Origin of the sequence: Achromobacter sp. E1, assembly GCF_037039475.1 — a bacterium.
In the GTDB taxonomy this organism is placed as follows: domain Bacteria; phylum Pseudomonadota; class Gammaproteobacteria; order Burkholderiales; family Burkholderiaceae_B; genus Achromobacter; species Achromobacter mucicolens.
Window position 1 is genome coordinate 3,397,117 of record NZ_CP146253.1, and the last position, 16,950, is coordinate 3,414,066.

General features: G+C 66.5%; 12 protein-coding genes. 5 read left to right on the top strand and 7 right to left on the bottom strand.

The window, feature by feature from the left end; translation table 11 throughout:
* The first annotated feature begins 56 nt into the window (after positions 1–56).
* Entirely contained in the window at positions 57–641 is a 585-nt protein-coding gene (locus V6V88_RS15675) for a YceI family protein (protein ID WP_056319084.1), read from the top strand.
* Between the two features lie 250 nt (positions 642–891).
* Here V6V88_RS15675 and V6V88_RS15680 read toward each other — a convergent pair whose 3' ends face one another.
* The 5 genes from V6V88_RS15680 to V6V88_RS15700 all read right to left on the bottom strand — a co-directional run bounded on the left by V6V88_RS15680 (position 892) and on the right by V6V88_RS15700 (position 6,598).
* Positions 892–2,187 carry an acyl-CoA thioesterase/bile acid-CoA:amino acid N-acyltransferase family protein gene (locus V6V88_RS15680; RefSeq protein ID WP_280000602.1) on the bottom strand — a complete coding sequence of 432 codons (1,296 nt, stop codon included), beginning with the start codon at positions 2,185–2,187 and terminating at the stop codon, positions 892–894.
* 25 nt (positions 2,188–2,212) lie between these two features.
* A complete protein-coding gene (locus V6V88_RS15685) occupies positions 2,213–3,202 on the bottom strand; it encodes a tripartite tricarboxylate transporter substrate binding protein (RefSeq protein ID WP_223575921.1) in 990 nt (329 codons plus the stop codon).
* A 188-nt stretch (positions 3,203–3,390) separates the two neighbouring features.
* Positions 3,391–3,948, bottom strand: a complete 558-nt coding sequence (locus V6V88_RS15690) for a DUF1415 domain-containing protein (RefSeq protein ID WP_056319076.1) — start codon at positions 3,946–3,948, stop codon at positions 3,391–3,393.
* Positions 3,949–4,017: 69 nt separating this feature from the next.
* Positions 4,018–5,490 (bottom strand): M20 family metallopeptidase, encoded by a 1,473-nt coding sequence (locus V6V88_RS15695; protein WP_062841085.1) that lies wholly within the window; start codon positions 5,488–5,490, stop codon positions 4,018–4,020.
* Positions 5,491–5,680: 190 nt separating this feature from the next.
* The gene (locus V6V88_RS15700) at positions 5,681–6,598 is read right to left on the bottom strand and encodes a LysR substrate-binding domain-containing protein (RefSeq protein WP_062841086.1); all 918 of its coding nucleotides are present in this window, start codon (positions 6,596–6,598) and stop codon (positions 5,681–5,683) included.
* Between the two features lie 162 nt (positions 6,599–6,760).
* On the opposite strand from V6V88_RS15700, the gene V6V88_RS15705 reads away from it, so the two are divergent.
* Both V6V88_RS15705 and V6V88_RS15710 read left to right on the top strand, forming a co-directional pair.
* Positions 6,761–7,717, top strand: coding sequence for an alpha/beta fold hydrolase (locus V6V88_RS15705; RefSeq protein ID WP_056319067.1), 957 nt, complete (start codon positions 6,761–6,763; stop codon positions 7,715–7,717).
* Positions 7,718–7,736: 19 nt separating this feature from the next.
* Positions 7,737–8,720, top strand: coding sequence for a tripartite tricarboxylate transporter substrate binding protein BugE (locus V6V88_RS15710; RefSeq protein WP_056319064.1), 984 nt, complete (start codon positions 7,737–7,739; stop codon positions 8,718–8,720).
* Positions 8,721–8,829: 109 nt separating this feature from the next.
* Here V6V88_RS15710 and V6V88_RS15715 read toward each other — a convergent pair whose 3' ends face one another.
* Together V6V88_RS15715 and purL are read right to left on the bottom strand one after the other, a co-directional pair.
* Positions 8,830–10,461, bottom strand: a complete 1,632-nt coding sequence (locus V6V88_RS15715) for a methyl-accepting chemotaxis protein (protein ID WP_338615572.1) — start codon at positions 10,459–10,461, stop codon at positions 8,830–8,832.
* Positions 10,462–10,653: 192 nt separating this feature from the next.
* The gene (gene purL / locus V6V88_RS15720; protein ID WP_062841089.1) at positions 10,654–14,703 is read right to left on the bottom strand and encodes a phosphoribosylformylglycinamidine synthase; all 4,050 of its coding nucleotides are present in this window, start codon (positions 14,701–14,703) and stop codon (positions 10,654–10,656) included.
* 361 nt (positions 14,704–15,064) lie between these two features.
* Between purL and V6V88_RS15725 the strand changes: the two genes are divergently transcribed.
* Complete coding sequence (locus tag V6V88_RS15725; protein WP_152384706.1) at positions 15,065–15,607, top strand: TRAP transporter small permease; 543 nt, start codon at positions 15,065–15,067, stop codon at positions 15,605–15,607.
* Positions 15,604–16,902, top strand: coding sequence for a TRAP transporter large permease (locus V6V88_RS15730; RefSeq protein WP_313693460.1), 1,299 nt, complete (start codon positions 15,604–15,606; stop codon positions 16,900–16,902). The genes V6V88_RS15725 and V6V88_RS15730 overlap by 4 nt, the downstream gene beginning before the upstream one ends.
* The last annotated feature ends 48 nt before the right edge of the window (positions 16,903–16,950 follow it).

Below are 16,950 nucleotides of genomic sequence, written 5' to 3' on the forward strand. Positions count from 1 at the left end.
TGCACGCTTGCGGCCTGCCGCAGCCGTGACGTGAACGCCATATTCAAGGAGCCGCAATGAAGTTGATCCCGACCCTGCTGCTGGGCGCAAGCGCGCTATCGCTGACCGTGGGCGCCACTGCCGCGCCGGTCACCTATGATCTTGATCCCTCGCATACGTATCCCAGCTTCGAGGCCGATCATTTTGGCGGCCTGTCGACCTGGCGCGGCAAATTCAACCAGTCCAGCGGCGTGGTCGTGCTGGACCGCCAGGCGCGCACCGGCACGCTGGAAGTCACCGTGGACATCAAATCGGTCGACTTCGGCCACGACGAGATGAACCAGCACGCGATCGCGCCCGACATCTTCGATGCGGCCAAGTACCCCACCGCCACGTTCAAGGGCAAGTTCACCAAATTCGACGGCGACAAGCCGGAAGAAGCGACGGGCGACCTGACGCTGCGCGGCGTCACACGCCAGGTCAAGCTAGAGATCGACGACTTCAAGTGCATCGACCACCCGATGGTCAAGCGCGAGGTCTGCGGCGCCGATGCCTCCACGGAATTCAGCCGCAAGGATTTCGGCATGAACTTCGGGCTGGACATGGGCTTCAAGCCGGAAGTGAAACTGAAGATCCAGGTCGAGGCGATCCGCCGGCAGTGAGGGTGGTGCGGGCACAATGCCGGTCTCTTTTTGTTGGGGATGACCCGCCTTCGCTTAGCACGGTGTCAGACACCCTTGTGGCGGCTGATCAACTTGGTGGTCAATTCTGACGGGTGTCAGACACCTTGTATCTTGGCCACTGTCAAACCGAGGTGTCTGACACCCGCGGAGCCGCTGTCACATGCTGACGCCCCCCTCGCCCGGGTGTCTGACACCGGCCCAGCTGAGCCGCCGGCCCGCGCGGGATGTCCTACCCTTCCCCAGACCGAACCTGCGCCAGAAAGTCCAGCACCGCCCGGTACGATCCTTCGTTGCCGGCCGCATTGGCGGACGGCGTGCCGCCCGCGTCCAGCAGCAGCCCGGACATCGCGTGCGGCTTGTTGATCAGCGTGGCTGGCAGACAAGGATAGTGGACGTGGTGCCCTGCCCCCGCGCAGACGTAATGGCGCGTCGGCAAGTCATGCGCCTGGCGCTGGCGCACCACCATTTCGGAATACGCGGTGCTGGGCCAGAAGCCATCGTCCGATGCGCTTACCAGCATGACCGGGCCGGGATAGTTTTCGACGGGAATGCGCGCGCGCTCGACGGCCGCGGCATCGCGCGTGGCGCTCAGGAACGCCAGGGTCTGGCGGTACGGCGGATCCGAGGCATAGGCGGCGTCCCAGTCGGCCGTGGCGTTGTCCTGCCACAAGTGCGGCAAGGGCTCGCCATGCCGGGTCCAGACCTGGGCGTTGCGTCCCGTGCCCGGCGCGCCCGCGCTAACCACGCCGTGCGTCACGGGCGATGGCACATAGGCGACAACGGCGCTTACCAGGTCGGGGAAATGCGAGGCCACGAGCAATGAGGTCTCGCCGCCCCGGCTGATGCCGGACACCGCCACGAAGCCGTCGCGCGGTTGCAGCGATTTTCGGACCCACTTCAACGCCGCCTCGAAGTATTCCAGCGGCATGTCGTTCAGGTATTTCGGCCGGCCATCGTAGTTGAAGATCGCCAGCGCCAGGCATTGGTAGCCGCGGGCGGCGAACAGCGCGGCGCGGGGCGCATTGACGCCGCCCGACGAACCATTCATGTAGATCACGACGGGATGCGGACCGGGACCGGCGGGCATGTAGAGTTCGCCGGACACCATCATGCCGTCCACCGTTTCACGCACGGGCCGGTGCGTGACGCCGTCGGCCAGGAAGTCCTGGACCATCGTGGCGTCGGCCGTGAGCGTGCCGCTGGCGGCGTGGATATGCACGGTCAGCGCCTGGGTGTTGTCGGGCGGGAACACCACGCGGTCCATGTCCTGGCACACCATGGACCAGACAAGTCCCATGGCCGAAGGCTCGGCATACGAGCCGGACACCGGGCAATCGCGCCGCAGGTCCAGCCGTCCGTCATGGCCAGCCATGAACACGGCTTCCGAGCGCCACGTCGCGCCGCACATGCTCATGCTGGCGGTGACGGTGATGAAGGCATACGCCGGAAAGCCATCGATGTGGATGTCGCGCTCGACGTCGATGAGCGCGCGTTCGGGCGTTACGGTGATACGGGGCTGCGTCACGGTCGTCTCCATGGCAGTCGCGGCCTCATGCCTTCAGATCGGTCTTGGGCACGCCGTTGGCCCTGATGACCTGCGCCCACATCGCCGATTCGTCGGCGATGACCTTGTCCAGGTCGGCGGATGACGTGAACTCCACGGCCACGCCCTGCTCGGCAAACTGCTGGATCAGGCTGGGGTCGCGCGTGCCTTCGCGCACGGCGTGTTCCAGCGTTTTCACCACGTCGGCAGGCATTGCGGCGGGGCCCGAGATCATCATGCGGGTGTAGAGCTCGAAGTCGTCCACGCCCGCTTCCTTCATGGTCGGGACATCGGGCAGACTGGACAGCCGCTTGTCCGCGGTCACGGCCAGGACCTTAAGCTTGCCGGATTTGATGTTGGGCAGCGCCGAGGTCGGGAAGTCGAACGTACTTTGCACGGTGCCGGCCATCAGATCCAGCAGCGCCGGGCCGCTGCCCTTGTAGGGCACGTCCTGGAACTGCGTGCCGGTCTTGGACTGGAAATGCAGCAGCGCGAGGTGGTTGATGACACCCCGGCCCGCGTGCGCGCACGTGATGTCGTCGGGCTTTTTCTTGGCCAGGGCAATGAATTCCTGCACGGTGTTCACGCCAAGGTCGGGATGCACGATCAGCAGCATGGGCGACTTGCCCATGGATCCAAGCTGCTTGAAGTCCGACGGCTGGTACGGCAGGTTGTTGTACAGCAAGGGGTTCAGGATCATGCCGTTGGTGCCGGCAAAGCCCAGCGTGTAGCCGTCCGGCTCGGCACGCGCCACCGCGACGGTGGCAATGATGGCCTGCCCGCCCGGCCGGTTCTCGACGACGACGTTCTGCTTGAGCGTCTTGCCCATGCGATCGGCCAGCGCGCGCGCGGCGATGTCGGTCAACCCGCCGGGCGCAAAGCCTACCAAGAGGCGCACGGGCCGCGTCGGAAAGGCGTTCTGCTGGGCCCAGGCCGGGCGCGAGATCAACGGCAAGGCGGCAAGCGCGCCCAGGGCATGACGGCGGGTGAATCGCATACGGCTCTCCAGACAAAGGCAAAGGCCAACGCGCGGCCGACAAGGGCCGCGAGGCAAGACAATGAAAAGGGGAAGGACGTACAGGCCGCCGCCGAACGGCGACGGTCACAATGATCGTATGTTGTATGCAATACAACCGACGGGCTATCTAGGGATATCCCGCAAGCGTTGGCGCCAAGGCCCGCCGGTCAGGGCTTGGTCATCAATTTCTTCCAGCCTTCCAGACCCAGCTTGTTCATCGTGTCGATGTTCTTTTCGTAGATCTCGGCGGCGTCCGGGAACGATTCGACGGCGCGGTCGATGCTGTCTTCGCGCAGCAGGTGCAGGATGGGATACGGCGAGCGGTTGGTGTAGTTCTCGATATCGTCCGGCTGCGTGTCGGCGAATTGGAACTGCGGGTGGAAAGTGGCGACCTGCAGCTCTCCCACCAGACGCATGCGCTTGAGCAGACGGTCCGACAGGTCTTCGAATTCGTTGAACTCCAGGAAGTCGTCCAGCGCATCGGGAAGGATCAGCAGCGTCGTGTCGATCTTGTCGGGATCGGTGTCGGCCAGCAGCGCCAGTTCGTCCTGCAGATCGGTCAGCACGCCCTCGGCGTCGGTGGCGTCGCTGACGGCAAAGCGGATCTGGTCCTTGACCTGCACCGCCTTGGCGAAGGGACAGAGGTTCAGGCCGATCACGGCCTGGTTCAGCCAATGGCGGGTTTCTGCGACCACGTTGGCGTAGGCGTCGGAAGTGGAAATCATGGAATCAGTCCTGGAAAAAGAAAGAGCGCAAGGCCCCGGGCCCCGCGCTCTGCATGGCACGCGTGTGTATCAGGCGGCCGGCATGGCGGCCATGGTCTGGGCCACGGCGGCCGTCAGCTTCTTGCCGTACGGCACGTGCAGGAATTCGTTGGGACCGTGCGCGTTGGACTTGGGACCCAGCACGCCGCAGACCATGAATTGCGCCTGCGGGAACCCCTTTTGCAGGATGCTCATCAGCGGAATGGTGCCGCCCTGCCCGATATAGCCGCAAGGTGCGCCGTAGTACTGCTGCGAGGCCGCGTCCAGCGCCTGCGTCAGCCAGGGCACCGTGGCGGGCGCGTTCCAGCCGGTGGCGGCGCCTTCGTTGGCCTTGAAGATCACCTTGGCGTTGTAGGGCGCATCGGCTTCGAGCAGTTCCTTGATTTCCTGCGAGGCGGCCACGGCGTCGACCAGCGGCGGCAGGCGCAGCGACAGCTTGAACGCGGTGCGCGGACGCAGCACGTTGCCGGCGCTGGACAGCGGCGGCAAGCCTTCCGCGCCCGTGACCGACAGCGTGGGACGCCAGGTGCGGTTCAGCAGCGCCTGCTCGGGTTCGGTGGTCATGGGCAGCACGAAGCCGCCGTCAGCGCCGCAGCTCCAGGGGAAACGGCGCCACACTTCGTCGCCCAGGATGCGGGCAGTGGCAGAAACCTGTTCGATGCGTTCGGCGGGAATTTCGCAGTGCAGGCTTTGCGGCAGCAGGCGGCCGGTGCCGCTGTCTTCGAGGCGGTCCAGCAGATGGCGCAGGATGCGGAACGAGGACGGCACGACGCCGCTGGAGTCGCCCGAATGGACGCCTTCGTCCAGGACCTGGACTTCCAGCGTGCCGGACACCATGCCGCGCAGCGACGTGGTCATCCAGAGCTGATCGTAATTGCCCGCGCCCGAGTCCAGGCACACCACCAGCGCCACGTTGCCCAGGCGGTCGCGCAGCGCGTCCACGTACGGCAAGAGGTCATAGCTGCCCGATTCTTCACAGGTTTCGACGATGCCCACGCAGCGCGGACGCGGAATGCCTTGCTTGTCCAGCGCCATGATGGCGGTGAGCGACGCGTACACCGCGTAGCCGTCGTCGGCGCCGCCGCGGCCGTAAAGTTTGCCGTCTTCGTATTTGGGCGTCCACGGCCCGAGGCCGGCGCGCCAGCCCGAGAACTCGGGTTGCTTGTCCAGGTGGCCGTAGAGCAGCACGGTGTCGCCGTTGTCGCTGCGGGTGGCGGGCGCGTCAAAGAAGATGACGGGCGTGCGGCCCGGCAGGCGCACCACTTCCAGCTTCAGGCCGGAAACCTTCTGCGCTTCGACCCACTGCGCCGCGTCGCGCACCACACGCTCGATGAACGCGTTCTTTTCCCAGTCGGCATCGAAGGCCGGGCTCTTGGCGGGAATGGCGATGTAATCGGTCAGCGCGGGGATGATCTCGTTGTCCCACTTGTCGTCCACAAAGTCCTGAAGGGCTTTGGGATCAAGGGTGGGCGGCAATGCGTCTTCGGGGATGCGTGCGTTCATGGCGCTGGCTTCCTGTGTGCGGAAAAGGGGCAAACCGCTATTTTATGCCCGAGCGGCAGGGATGTTTGGGCGGGGGTGGCATTTTTATGACGGTGTCAGACACCCCGTGGGGGGGCGCCGGCAGTTGCCAGGTAGCTTTCCGGGGTGTCAGACACCTGGGCACAAGGACGGCCCGCGACGGCGGCCGGGACTATTTGGCTGCGTAGGCCTCGATCCGGCTCCAGACCTCGCGGGCCAGGGGTTTGGCGTTGCCGACCGACTGGTACAGGCGGATTTCCATGTGGATGTCGTTGCGGGCGCCGTCGGCCCGCACGAGGCTGCCGTTACGCAGGTCGGGTTCGACCAGCGTGTGCGGCAGCCAGGCCAGGCCGAAGCCCTGGCGCGCCATCGCGTGCAAGGCGTCGGCCAGGTCGGACTCGTACGTGGTCTGCAAGAGCGGCACCTCGCACAGGCCGCGCAGCTTGTCGTGCAGGATGCGCCCCAGCGACATGCTGTCGGCGTAGGCCAGAAACGGCACGGGCGGGTCCGAGGCCAGCTTGGGCACGGCATGGCGGGGATGGCGGCCGCCCGGCGCGACCGGCGCGCTGACCGCCACCAGCTTGTCCGCGCCCACACGGCGGCAGCGGTAATTGGGATTGTCGATCTTGGCGTACAGCGGTTCGTGGGCATGGCACAGCAGGAAATCGACCTCGCCGTCCTCCAGCATGTCCACGCCGTAATTCAGCGTTGTCGTGATCACCTTCAGTTGAAAGGCCGGCAGGCTGCGCTGCACGCCCGCCATCAGCCCGGGCAGGACGGAATGCGCCAGCGTCTTGCCGGACGCAATCGTGATCTTGCGGGCGCGTTCCTGCTCCGGCTTTTGCAGCGCCTCGCGCGTCTCTTGCAGGATGTCCAGCACGTCGATGGCGGCGGCCAGCACGCTGCGGCCGGCGGCGTTCAGCGTGGACACCTGGTGGCCGCGCTCGATGAGCGGCACGCCCGCCCATTCCTCCAGCGCCTTGATGCGGCGCCCAAAGGCCGGGTGCGTCACGTTGCGCGACTCGGCGGCCTGAAACAGGTTGCGTGACTTAGACAACGCGACGAAGTCCTCGAGCCATTTGATGTCCATGTGTCCTCCTCCATCCCCTGCCCGCCCCATGTCTGCCCGGGGCTGGGCGTGTGTTTTACAGCGGCTCAGCAGCTGTGCCGATCCGGCACAACGCTTGCGCATTTTGCACAAGACAGAAACACCTTGCAACTAACATCCCTTCGACCACTCCTGGAAAACCCTATGCCCGACTCCCCCGTCCTGCTCAAGTCCATCCGCAGCCATTACGTTGGCGGCGCCGAAGTGGTGGCCGGCGGACTGCCGATGCAGCAGCAAAAAGTGGTCGGCAACGCGTCGCCCCGGCTGATCGACATGAATGGCGGCTACAGCGTCGGTCAACTGTATGTGCAGGAGTACCGGCTGGCCCAACCGACCCGCCCCTACCCCGTGCTGCTGTGGCACGGCGGCGGCATGACGGGCGCGCAGTGGGAAAGCACGCCGGACGGGCGCGATGGCTGGCTGTGGCGGCTGCTGCAGGCCGGTTACGACGTCTTCGTGTCCGACGCGCCGGAACGCGGCCGCGCTTCCTGGGCGATGTTTCCCGAGATCTACGACTCGGCCCCGATCTTCCGCTCGAAGGAAGAAGCATGGCGGCTGTTTCGCATTGGCCCGGCCTCGGGCTATGCGCGCGCGGGCGAGCCGCGGCAGGCGTATCCCGAACAGCAATTTCCCGTCGACGCGTTCGACACCTTTTCCAAGCAGTTCGTGCCGCGCTGGCTGACACATGGCGACATGGCGCTGGACGCGTACCGCGCGCTGCTGGACCTGGCGGGCCCTTGCATCGTGATCGGCCACAGCCAGGGCGGCGGCTTTGCCACGCAACTGGCCCAGGAATACGCGGCGACCGTGCGCGCCGTCGTGGCGGTCGAGCCAACCGGCACCCCGGCCCAGGCCAGCTGCCAATTGCCCCCGCAGCTATTGATCTGGGGCGATCACTTCAACGCGGACGACACCTGGCAGCGCTACCGCGCCCAGACGGACGCCTACTGGAACGCCCTGCGCGCGGCCGGCCAACGCGCCGACGTGCTGGACCTGCCCGCTGCCGGCATTGCCGGCAACTCGCACTTCTGCATGCTGGATCGCAACAGCGACCACATTGCCGGATTGATCGTCGATTGGCTCGACCGCAGCCTCGACTAACCTTCTCGTGGAGACACCGATGACCTTGAAGAAAACCACCATTGCCCTGGCGCTCCTGACCGGAGCCACGCTGGCAGCCGGCGCGTCGGCCCAGCAGTCCGACTACCCGAGCAAGCCCATCCGCATGATCGTGCCGTTCGCCCCGGGCGGCACCGCCGACATCATCGGCCGCGTCTTTGCCGCGCAACTGGGCACCGAGCTGGGCGTGACGGTGGTGGTCGAGAACAAGGCCGGCGCGGGCGGCTCCATCGGCACGCGCTACGTCGCCGACGCCGCGCCCGACGGCTACACGATCCTCCTGGCTTCCTCCAGCACCCACGGCACCAACCCGGCCGTCTACAAGAACCTGACCTACGATGCGTCGCAGGATTTCACGGCCATCACGCAACTGGTCACCGTGCCCGGCGTGCTGAGCGTCACCAAGGACTTCCCGGCGGCCGACCTGAACGCGCTGATCGCGCAATCGAAGGCCAATCCGGACAAGTACACCTACGCCTCGTCCGGCGCGGGCGGCCTGGGCAACCTGGCGATGGAACTGATGAAGTCGATGACGGGCGCGCATCTGATGCACATCGCCTACCGCGGCGCCGGTCCCGCCTTCACCGACGTGATCAGCGGCCAGGTGTCGATGATCTGGGAACCCGTGCCGGCCTCGCTGCCCTACATCAAGAGCGGCCAGATCCGCCCGATCGCCATCGCCGCCGACGCGCGTTCGCCGGAACTGCCCGACACGCCGACATTCAAGGAAGCCGGCCTGGCGCGCTACGAAGCGAATGCGTGGAACGGCCTGCTGGCCCCGAAGAACCTGCCGGAAGCCGTGAAGACGAAGCTGCACGACGCCTCGGTCAAGGCGCTGAACACGCCCGAAGTGAAGGCCAAGATGGCCAGCCTGGGCGGGACCGTGGTGGCCGGTTCGTCGGACGCCTTCCAGCAAGTGATCGCCAGCGACGTGAAGAAGTGGAAGAACGTCGCCAACGACGCCAAGATCCAGCTCGACCAATAAGCGCCAAACAAAAGACCCCGGCGCGTTGCGCGGCGGGGTCTTTGCAGGGAGCTTGCAAGCCGGCCTTTAAGGCCGGCTTTTTGTTGGCGCTTAACGCTGCAGGGCGGGATCAGGCGCCGATGAGCGCCGGCTCGCCGCCGCGGCTGTCCAGCGCCGGCGCATCGGCCTCGATCACCCGGCCGGATTGCAGCTTGAACACCGCCACGGCTTCGCGCAGGCGCTGGGCCTGCGTTTCCAGCGATGCCGCCGAAGCCGCCGCCTCTTCGACCAGCGCGGCGTTCTGCTGCGTCACGCTGTCCATCTGCGACACGGCCTGGTTCACCTGCTCGATGCCCTGCGACTGTTCCTCGGAAGCGCTGGAGATCTCGTTGATGATGTCCGCCACGCGGCGCACCGACGTGACGATCTCCTGCATGGTGGCGCCGGCGGCCTCCACCTGATCAGAGCCCACCGACACCTTCTGCACGGAATCGTCGATCAGGCCCTTGATCTCCTTGGCGGCCGCCGCGCTGCGCTGCGCCAGCGCGCGCACTTCGCTTGCGACCACGGCAAAACCCTTGCCCTGCTCGCCCGCGCGGGCGGCTTCCACCGCGGCGTTCAGCGCCAGGATGTTGGTCTGGAACGCAATGCCGTCGATCACGCCGACGATATCGGAGATGCGGTGCGAGCTGTCGGCAATGCCGCGCATCGTGCCCACCACGTCGCCCACGGCCTGGCCGCCGCGCGTGGCCACTTCGGACGCGGCCATCGCCAGTTGTGCCGCGCTGCGCGAGCTGTCGGCGTTGTTCTTCACGGTGGAGGACAGTTCGTCCATGCTGGCGGCCGTTTCTTCCAGCGACGCAGCCTGCTGCTCGGTGCGCGAGGACAGGTCGATGTTGCCCGCGGCAATTTCGCGCGAGCCGGTGTGGATCTCTTCAACCCCCAGGCGCACGGCCGACACGGTGCGGGCCAGGCTGTCCTGCATGCGCTTGACGGCGGCGTACAGCACGCCGATTTCGTTGTTGCCGCGCTGCTCGATGCGGTTGGTCAGGTCGCCGCTGGCGATGCGGTCGAACAGGCGTCCGGCTTCATGCAGCGGACGGAAGACCGCCCGGCCGAAGACCACATACAGCCCCACGACCAGCGCCGCCACGACGACCAGCAGACAGATCAGGAAGACGATGGCGGTATTGATGCGCGCGGCCGAATCGTGGGCCACGCGCTGGCCGATTTCGTCGGCAAAGTCCACGTACTGCTGGTTGGCCTGGGTGAACTTGGTGCCCAGCGGGCTCACCTTCTCCTGGTTGATGCGGCCGGCCTCCTTGGCGTCGCCGGCCCGGATCGCGGCGATCAGGGGGAAGATGGCTTCGCGCACGTAGACGTCGTAGGCGGCCAGCGCAGCCTCGAACAGCGGCTTGCCCTGCGGCGAGGTTTCGGGCAGCTTGCGCGCGCTCTCGATCTGGCTGGTGGCCTTGGCGACATAGCTGTCCATGCGCTGCATGTTGCTGGCGGCGGTGTCCAGGCTCTTGCCTTCCAGCAGCGCGCTGTGCGCGGCCAGCAGCACCACGCGGGCGCGCAGCAGGTCCGATGCTGCGTCGTCCAGCGAATTGGCGCGGACCAGGTTGGTGTCCAGCATCACCTCGATCGAGGTGCGGTTGGACGTCAGTTGGTGATAGACCGCGATGCCGGTCACCAGAAAAAGGGCAAAGAAGACGGCCAGGGCGGTCGTCAGGATTGCGCGGATACTTAAATTCTTGAACATTGAAAGCCACTCCGGGGGTTGCGTAACGCTCTCCCCTTAACGGCGCAATGCAATGAAAAGTTAAATATCTCATTGGGTTACATGCGGGCGGCGCCCGGACCCGGGCCTTAAGCAAGCGCGCAACGCAAAACCGCCGCGGACGTGCCGCGGCGGTTTCTGTGGCTACGGTTCGGGGGTTCACCCCCCGGACGCTTACTTCAGCCAGGCGCGCGCGTTGCGGAAGATGCGCATCCACGGGCTGAACGCGCCGCCCGAATCGGCGGTGCCCCACTTCTCGGGCGCCCACGACATCATGACGTTGCGGGTCACGCGTTCCGGGTGCGGCATCATGACCGTGAAACGGCCGTCGGCAGTGGTCACCGAGGTCAGGCCGCCGGGGCTGCCGTTCGGGTTGAACGGATAGGCTTCGGTGGCTTGGCCGTAGTTGTCGATGAAACGGGCGGCGGCCAGCACGCGGCCGGCGTCGCCCTGCTGGGAGAAGTCGGCAAAGCCTTCGCCGTGGGCCACGGCGACCGGGACGCGGGCGCCTTCCATGCCGGCAAAGAAGATGGACGGCGACTTGGCCACTTCCACCATCGACAGGCGGGCTTCGTACTTTTCGGACTGGTTGCGCGTGAAGCGCGGCCAGTGCTCGGCGCCCGGGATCATCGGCGCCAGCGCAGCCATCATCTGGCAGCCGTTGCACACGCCCAGCGCAAAGGTGTCGGGACGCGCAAAGTACGCGGCGAACTGGTCCGACAGCTTGCTGTTGAAGCGGATGGTGCGCGCCCAGCCTTCGCCGGCGCCCAGCACGTCGCCGTAGCTGAAGCCGCCCACCGCGACCAGCCCCTGCATTTCCGCCAGGTCCAGCCGGCCGGACAGCAGGTCGGTCATGTGGACGTCGATGGCCTCGAAGCCCGAGGTGTCGAAGGCCCAGGCCATTTCGACCTGGCTGTTGCAGCCTTGCTCGCGCAGGATGGCCACGCGCGGACGCTTGCCGGTGTTGATGAACGGCGCGGCCACGTTCTCTTGCGGGTCGAAGGCCACGTTCGGGCTCATGCCCGGATCCTTGGTGTCGTTCCAGACGTCCAGTTCCGCCTGGGCGCACGCGGGGTTGTCGCGGCGCGCCATGATGCGGTGCGAGACTTCGGACCAGGCGCGGCCGAGGTCGGCGCGCGGCTGGCCCCAGACCTTGCGGCCGTCGCGGTAGAACTCAACCTCGTCGGCGGCATTCAGGCCGCCGATGACGTGCGAGTGCGCCGACAGGCCCGCGCCGCGCAGCACCTGCATCACGGCGTCGCGTTGCGAGGCCGGCACCTGGATGACGGCGCCCGCTTCTTCCGAGAACAGGGCCTTCAGGGTCAGTTCGTCGCGCTGCACGGCGACCTGTTCCGGACGGATCTTGTAGTCGCCCCAATCCGCCGATTGCGGATCGAAGGTCAGCATGTCCAGGTTCACCGAGATGCCCGTGCGGCCGGCGAAGGCCATTTCGACCAGCGTGGCGAACAGGCCGCCGTCGGAGCGGTCGTGGTAGGACAGGATGGTGCCGGCTTCGGCCAGCGTGCGGATGGTGACAAAGAACGCGCGCAGGTCTTGCGGCGAATCGATGTCCGGCACGGTCTGGCCGACCTGGTTATACGTCTGCGCCAGGATCGAGCCGCCCATGCGATGGCGGCCGCGGCCCAGGTCGATCAGGATCAGGACGCTGTCGCCCGCGTCGGTGCGCAGCTGCGGCGTCAGGCTGGCGCGCACATCGGCGACCGGCGCAAACGCGGTAATGATCAAGGACACCGGCGCGACGACCTGGCGCTGCTCGCCGTCCTGTTCCCAGGAGGTCTTCATGGACAGGGAGTCCTTGCCGACCGGAATGGACAGGCCGGTGGCCTGGCACAGTTCGCTGACGGCGGACACGGTGTCGTACAGCGCGGCGTCTTGCCCGGCCACGCCGCAAGCGGCCATCCAGTTGGCCGACAGCTTGATGTCTTCAAGGCGCGCCACGTCGGCGGCGGCCAGGTTGGTCAGGGCTTCGGCAACGGCCATGCGCCCCGAGGCCGGGGCGTCCAGCATGGCGATGGGGGTGCGCTCGCCCATCGACATGGCTTCGCCGCGGAAACCTTCGTAGTCGGCCAGCGTGACGGCGCAGTCGGCCACCGGCACCTGCCACGGACCGACCATCTGGTCGCGGCTGGAGAGGCCGCCGACGGTGCGGTCGCCAATGGTGATGAGGAACGACTTGTTGGCCACCGTGGGGTGGCGCAGCACGCGGTAGGCGGCTTCGGTCAGGTCGATGCCGGCCAGGTCCAGCGGCTCGGACACGCCGGGCAGGCGGGTGACGTCGCGCGTCATGCGCGGCGGCTTGCCCAGGATGACGTCGATGGGCACGTCCACGGGGCGCACTTCGGCGTCGCCTTGCGGACGGATCGTGTCCAGGCCGGGCAGGCCCTCGCCGTCCACCACGCGCAGCTGGCGCTCTTCGGTGGCCACGCCCACCACCGCGTACGGGCAGCGTTCGCGGCGGGCGATGGCGTCAAAGCGTTCCAGGTCCTGGGGCAGGATCGACAGAACGTAGCGTTCCTGCGATTCGTTGCTCCAGATTTCGGCGGGCGACAGGCCCGATTCTTCGAGGGGCACGCGCTTCAGATCGAAGATCGCGCCGCGGCCGGCGTCGTTGACCAGCTCGGGGAATGCGTTGGACAGGCCGCCCGCGCCCACGTCGTGGATCGCGATGATGGGGTTGTTTTCGGCCTGCTGCCAGCAGCGGTCGATGACCTCCTGCGCGCGGCGTTCGATTTCGGGGTTGCCGCGCTGGACGGAGTCGAAGTCCAGCTCAGCCGAGTTGCTGCCCATGCTGATGCTGGAGGCGGCGCCGCCGCCCATGCCGATGCGGAAACCCGGGCCGCCCAATTGAATCAGCAGCGCGCCGGGAGGAATGACTTCCTTGTGCGTGAGGCCGGCGTCGATGCTGCCCAGGCCGCCCGCGATCATGATGGGCTTGTGATAGCCCCAGCGCGTGCCGCCGGCGGTCTGCTCGAACGAACGGAAGTAACCCAGCAGGTTGGGACGGCCGAATTCGTTGTTGAACGCCGCGCCCCCGATGGGGCCGTCGATCATGATGGACAGCGGCGAGGCGATGCGATCGGGCAGGCCGTGGTGGTCGGCTTCCCAGGGTTGCAGCGCGTCGTCAAAGCGCAGGTGCGACACGGTGAAGCCCGTGAGGCCCGCCTTGGGCTTGGAGCCGCGGCCGGTCGCGCCTTCGTCGCGGATTTCACCGCCGTTGCCGGTGGAGGCGCCGGGGAATGGCGCGATCGCGGTCGGGTGGTTGTGGGTTTCCACCTTCATGAGCGTGTGCACGGTGGTGTCGCGGCGAATGTACTTGGCGCTGGCGGCGCCCTCGCCCGCCAGCCCCGGCACGCCGGCCTGGAAGCGCTGCGCGGGGCCGCCTTCCATGATGGCGGCGTTGTCCGAGTAAGCGACAACGGTGCCTTGCGGCTGCGCCTTGTGCGTGGCGCGGATCATGCCAAACAGCGTGTTGGGCTGCGACTGGCCATCGATGACCCATTCGGCGTTGAAGATCTTGTGGCGGCAGTGTTCGCTGTTGGCCTGCGCGAACATCATCAGTTCGACGTCGGTGGGATCGCGGCCCAGGTCGGTGAAGGACTTGGCCAGGTATTCGATCTCGTCGTCGGACAGGGCCAGGCCCAGCGTGGTGTTGGCTTCGACCAGGGCATCGGCGCCGCGCGTCTGGACGTCGACCGTGCGCATGGGCTTGCCCGCCAGCGGCTGGAACAACGCCTGGCCGTCGAAGCTGGCGTCCACCACGGTTTCGGTCATGCGATCGTGCAGGCAGTCGGCCGCGCGCGCCAGCATGGCTTCGTCGAGCGACTTGGCGCCGAGCAGGCCGCGTTCGGGCGTGATGACGTAGCGCACGCCGCGTTCGATGCGATGCACCGACGACAGCCCGCAGTTGTGAGCGATGTCGGTGGCCTTGCTGGCCCAGGGGGAAATCGTGCCCAGGCGTGGGATCACCAGCAGGGACACGCTCTTGGCGGGCGCGTCGGCGGTGCTGGGCGTGCCGTAGTCCAGCAGTTGGGTGAGTTGCTGCTGCTGTTCGGCCGTCAGGGCGGCGTCGGTGCTGACGAAGTGCTCGTAGCGGGCGGATATGTCGGCCACCGGCAGGCCGGCTTCCTTCAATTGCGCCAGAAGGCGATCACGTCGAAAGGAGGACAGGACGGAGGAACCAGGCAGATGCTGAACTAGGGACACGATGCGGGCGCCGTATAAAGAGGGGTGCAAAGCAGGGATTTTACCCGTTTAAGGGGTTTTCCCGGAGCCGAAGTTCAATGGGGGTTTTGCCGCCCTCATCCGGCCATTGTTACAAAAGAATTCCGCGTGGTGTCTGGCGTGGATGGTGCACAGCAATATCGGTCCGCCACCGCTAGGGGCAATGGCGGTTTTCCCCTCGCGGGCCCTGTCCGTCGGCTGACGCTTTGCGCAATGCAGCATGTTGCGGCCGCCCCGCATTGCGGGAAAACACGAACACCCTCGCTCGCGGTGCGACGGTAGGATGCAGCGACCCCATCCAACAAGAAAAGCGGCGCCCCACGCCCGCTGGCCGTTGCCTCACATGTCCCGCCCCGACGCCCCCGCCGAGCCTGTAGAACCGATCATCCCCGTAGAAGCAGATCCCGCCGTGAAGGTGCCGCTGGCCGTCGAGGACTGGCTGGCCGTGATCCTGCTGGCGACCCTGGCCATCATCACTTTCCTGAATGTGCTGGTGCGCTATTTCACCGATCAGTCGTTTGCGTGGACGGAAGAAATTTCCGTGTTCCTGCTGATCGTGCTGACGATGGCGGGCGGCAGTGTGGCCTTCGTGCGCAACCATCACATCCGGATCGAAATCCTGGCGGACTCGGGTTCGCCGCGCCGCCAGCGCATCATGGCGCTGATTGCGAACAGCTGCGTGCTGGCGTTCTTCGTCTTGCTGACCGTGCTGTCGGTGAAGCTGGTGTACGACGAATTCATCTACGAGGAAACGTCACCGGCCATCGGCGTGCCGACGTGGTGGTATTCGATCTGGCTGCCGGTCATGGCCGCGGCCATTTCGCTGCGCACCCTGGGCACCCTGCGCCGACTGGCGCGCGCCCCGGTTCAGGATGCCCAGCGATGATCGCCGTCATCCTCTTTACGGTTTTCATCGTCCTGATGGTGATCGGCGTGCCGGTCGGCGTGGCGCTGGGCATCGGCGGCACGGTCGCGATCGTGCTGACCAACCTGGACACGCCGTGGTACGGCCTTCTGACCGTTCCGCAGAATTTCTACGCCGGCCTGGCCAAGTACCCGCTACTGGCGATTCCGATGTTCGTGCTGGTGGGGTCGATCTTTGACCGGTCCGGCGTGGCCAAGCGGCTGGTGGACTTTGCGATCGCCATCGTCGGACGCGGTCCCGGCATGCTGCCGCTGGTGTCGATCGCGGTGGCGATGTTCCTGGGCGGCATTTCGGGGTCGGGGCCGGCCTGCGCCGCGGCCGTGGGCGCGGTGATGATCACCGCGATGTCGCGCGCGGGCTATCCGGGGTCGTTCTCGGCATCCGTGGTGGCCGCCGGCGCAGCCACCGACATCCTGATCCCGCCCTCCGTGGCCTTCATCATCTACTCCGTGCTGGTGCCGGGCGCCTCGGTGCCCGCGCTGTTTGCCGCCGGCATGATCCCTGGCATCCTGGCCGGTTTCGCGCTGATCGTTCCAGCCGTGTGGCTGTCGCGTAAATACAAGATGGGCGCGCTGGAAGCGCACTTGCCCCGCCCGCCCTTCTGGAAGAGCCTGCGCGAGGCGTCCTGGGGCCTGGCCGCGCCGGTGCTGATCCTGGGCGGCATGCGGTTGGGGTGGTTCACGCCCACCGAGGCGGCGGTCGTTGCCGTGTTCTATGGCCTCTTCGTGGGCGGCTTCATCCATCGCACCATCAAGTTCCGGGACCTGTACACGATCCTGCGCGAAGCCGCCGAGCTGTCCGCCGTGATCATGCTGGTGGTGACGCTGGCCGGGATCTTTGCGTGGGCGCTGTCCACGCTCAGCGTGATCGACCCGATCACCCACGCCATCGTCAATTCGGGCCTGGGCGAATGGGGCGTGCTGGCGCTGCTGATCCTGCTGCTGATGACCGTGGGCATGTTCCTGGACGGCATCTCGATCTTCCTGATCTTCGTGCCGCTGCTCATGCCGATCGCCAATGCCTACGGCTGGGATCCGGTGTGGTTCGGCGTGATCCTGACCTTGAAGGTGGCGCTGGGCCAGTTCACCCCGCCGCTGGCCGTGAACCTGATGGTGTCGTGCCGCATCGCGCGCGTGCCGATGGAGTCGACCGTGCGCTGGGTGGTGTGGCTGCTGGGCGCGATGTTCCTGGTGCTGGTCGCGGTGCTGGTGTTTCCCGAACTGGCGCTGTGGCTGCCGCGCAAGCTGGGTTATTGAGAGAGGCTGGACGGGGCCGGCCCGACTGGGTGCCCGGCCGTGGATGAC

Excerpts from the sequence above, each read along its gene's own strand:
- V6V88_RS15675 (WP_056319084.1), top strand. The coding sequence starts at position 57 with ATGAAGTTGATCCCGACCCTGCTGCTGGGCGCAAGCGCGCTATCGCTG.
- V6V88_RS15685 (WP_223575921.1), bottom strand. The coding sequence starts at position 3,202 with ATGCGATTCACCCGCCGTCATGCCCTGGGCGCGCTTGCCGCCTTGCCG.
- V6V88_RS15690 (WP_056319076.1), bottom strand. The coding sequence starts at position 3,948 with ATGATTTCCACTTCCGACGCCTACGCCAACGTGGTCGCAGAAACCCGC.
- V6V88_RS15695 (WP_062841085.1), bottom strand. The coding sequence starts at position 5,490 with ATGAACGCACGCATCCCCGAAGACGCATTGCCGCCCACCCTTGATCCC.
- V6V88_RS15700 (WP_062841086.1), bottom strand. The coding sequence starts at position 6,598 with ATGGACATCAAATGGCTCGAGGACTTCGTCGCGTTGTCTAAGTCACGC.
- V6V88_RS15705 (WP_056319067.1), top strand. The coding sequence starts at position 6,761 with ATGCCCGACTCCCCCGTCCTGCTCAAGTCCATCCGCAGCCATTACGTT.
- V6V88_RS15710 (WP_056319064.1), top strand. The coding sequence starts at position 7,737 with ATGACCTTGAAGAAAACCACCATTGCCCTGGCGCTCCTGACCGGAGCC.
- V6V88_RS15715 (WP_338615572.1), bottom strand. The coding sequence starts at position 10,461 with ATGTTCAAGAATTTAAGTATCCGCGCAATCCTGACGACCGCCCTGGCC.
- V6V88_RS15725 (WP_152384706.1), top strand. The coding sequence starts at position 15,065 with ATGTCCCGCCCCGACGCCCCCGCCGAGCCTGTAGAACCGATCATCCCC.
- V6V88_RS15730 (WP_313693460.1), top strand. The coding sequence starts at position 15,604 with ATGATCGCCGTCATCCTCTTTACGGTTTTCATCGTCCTGATGGTGATC.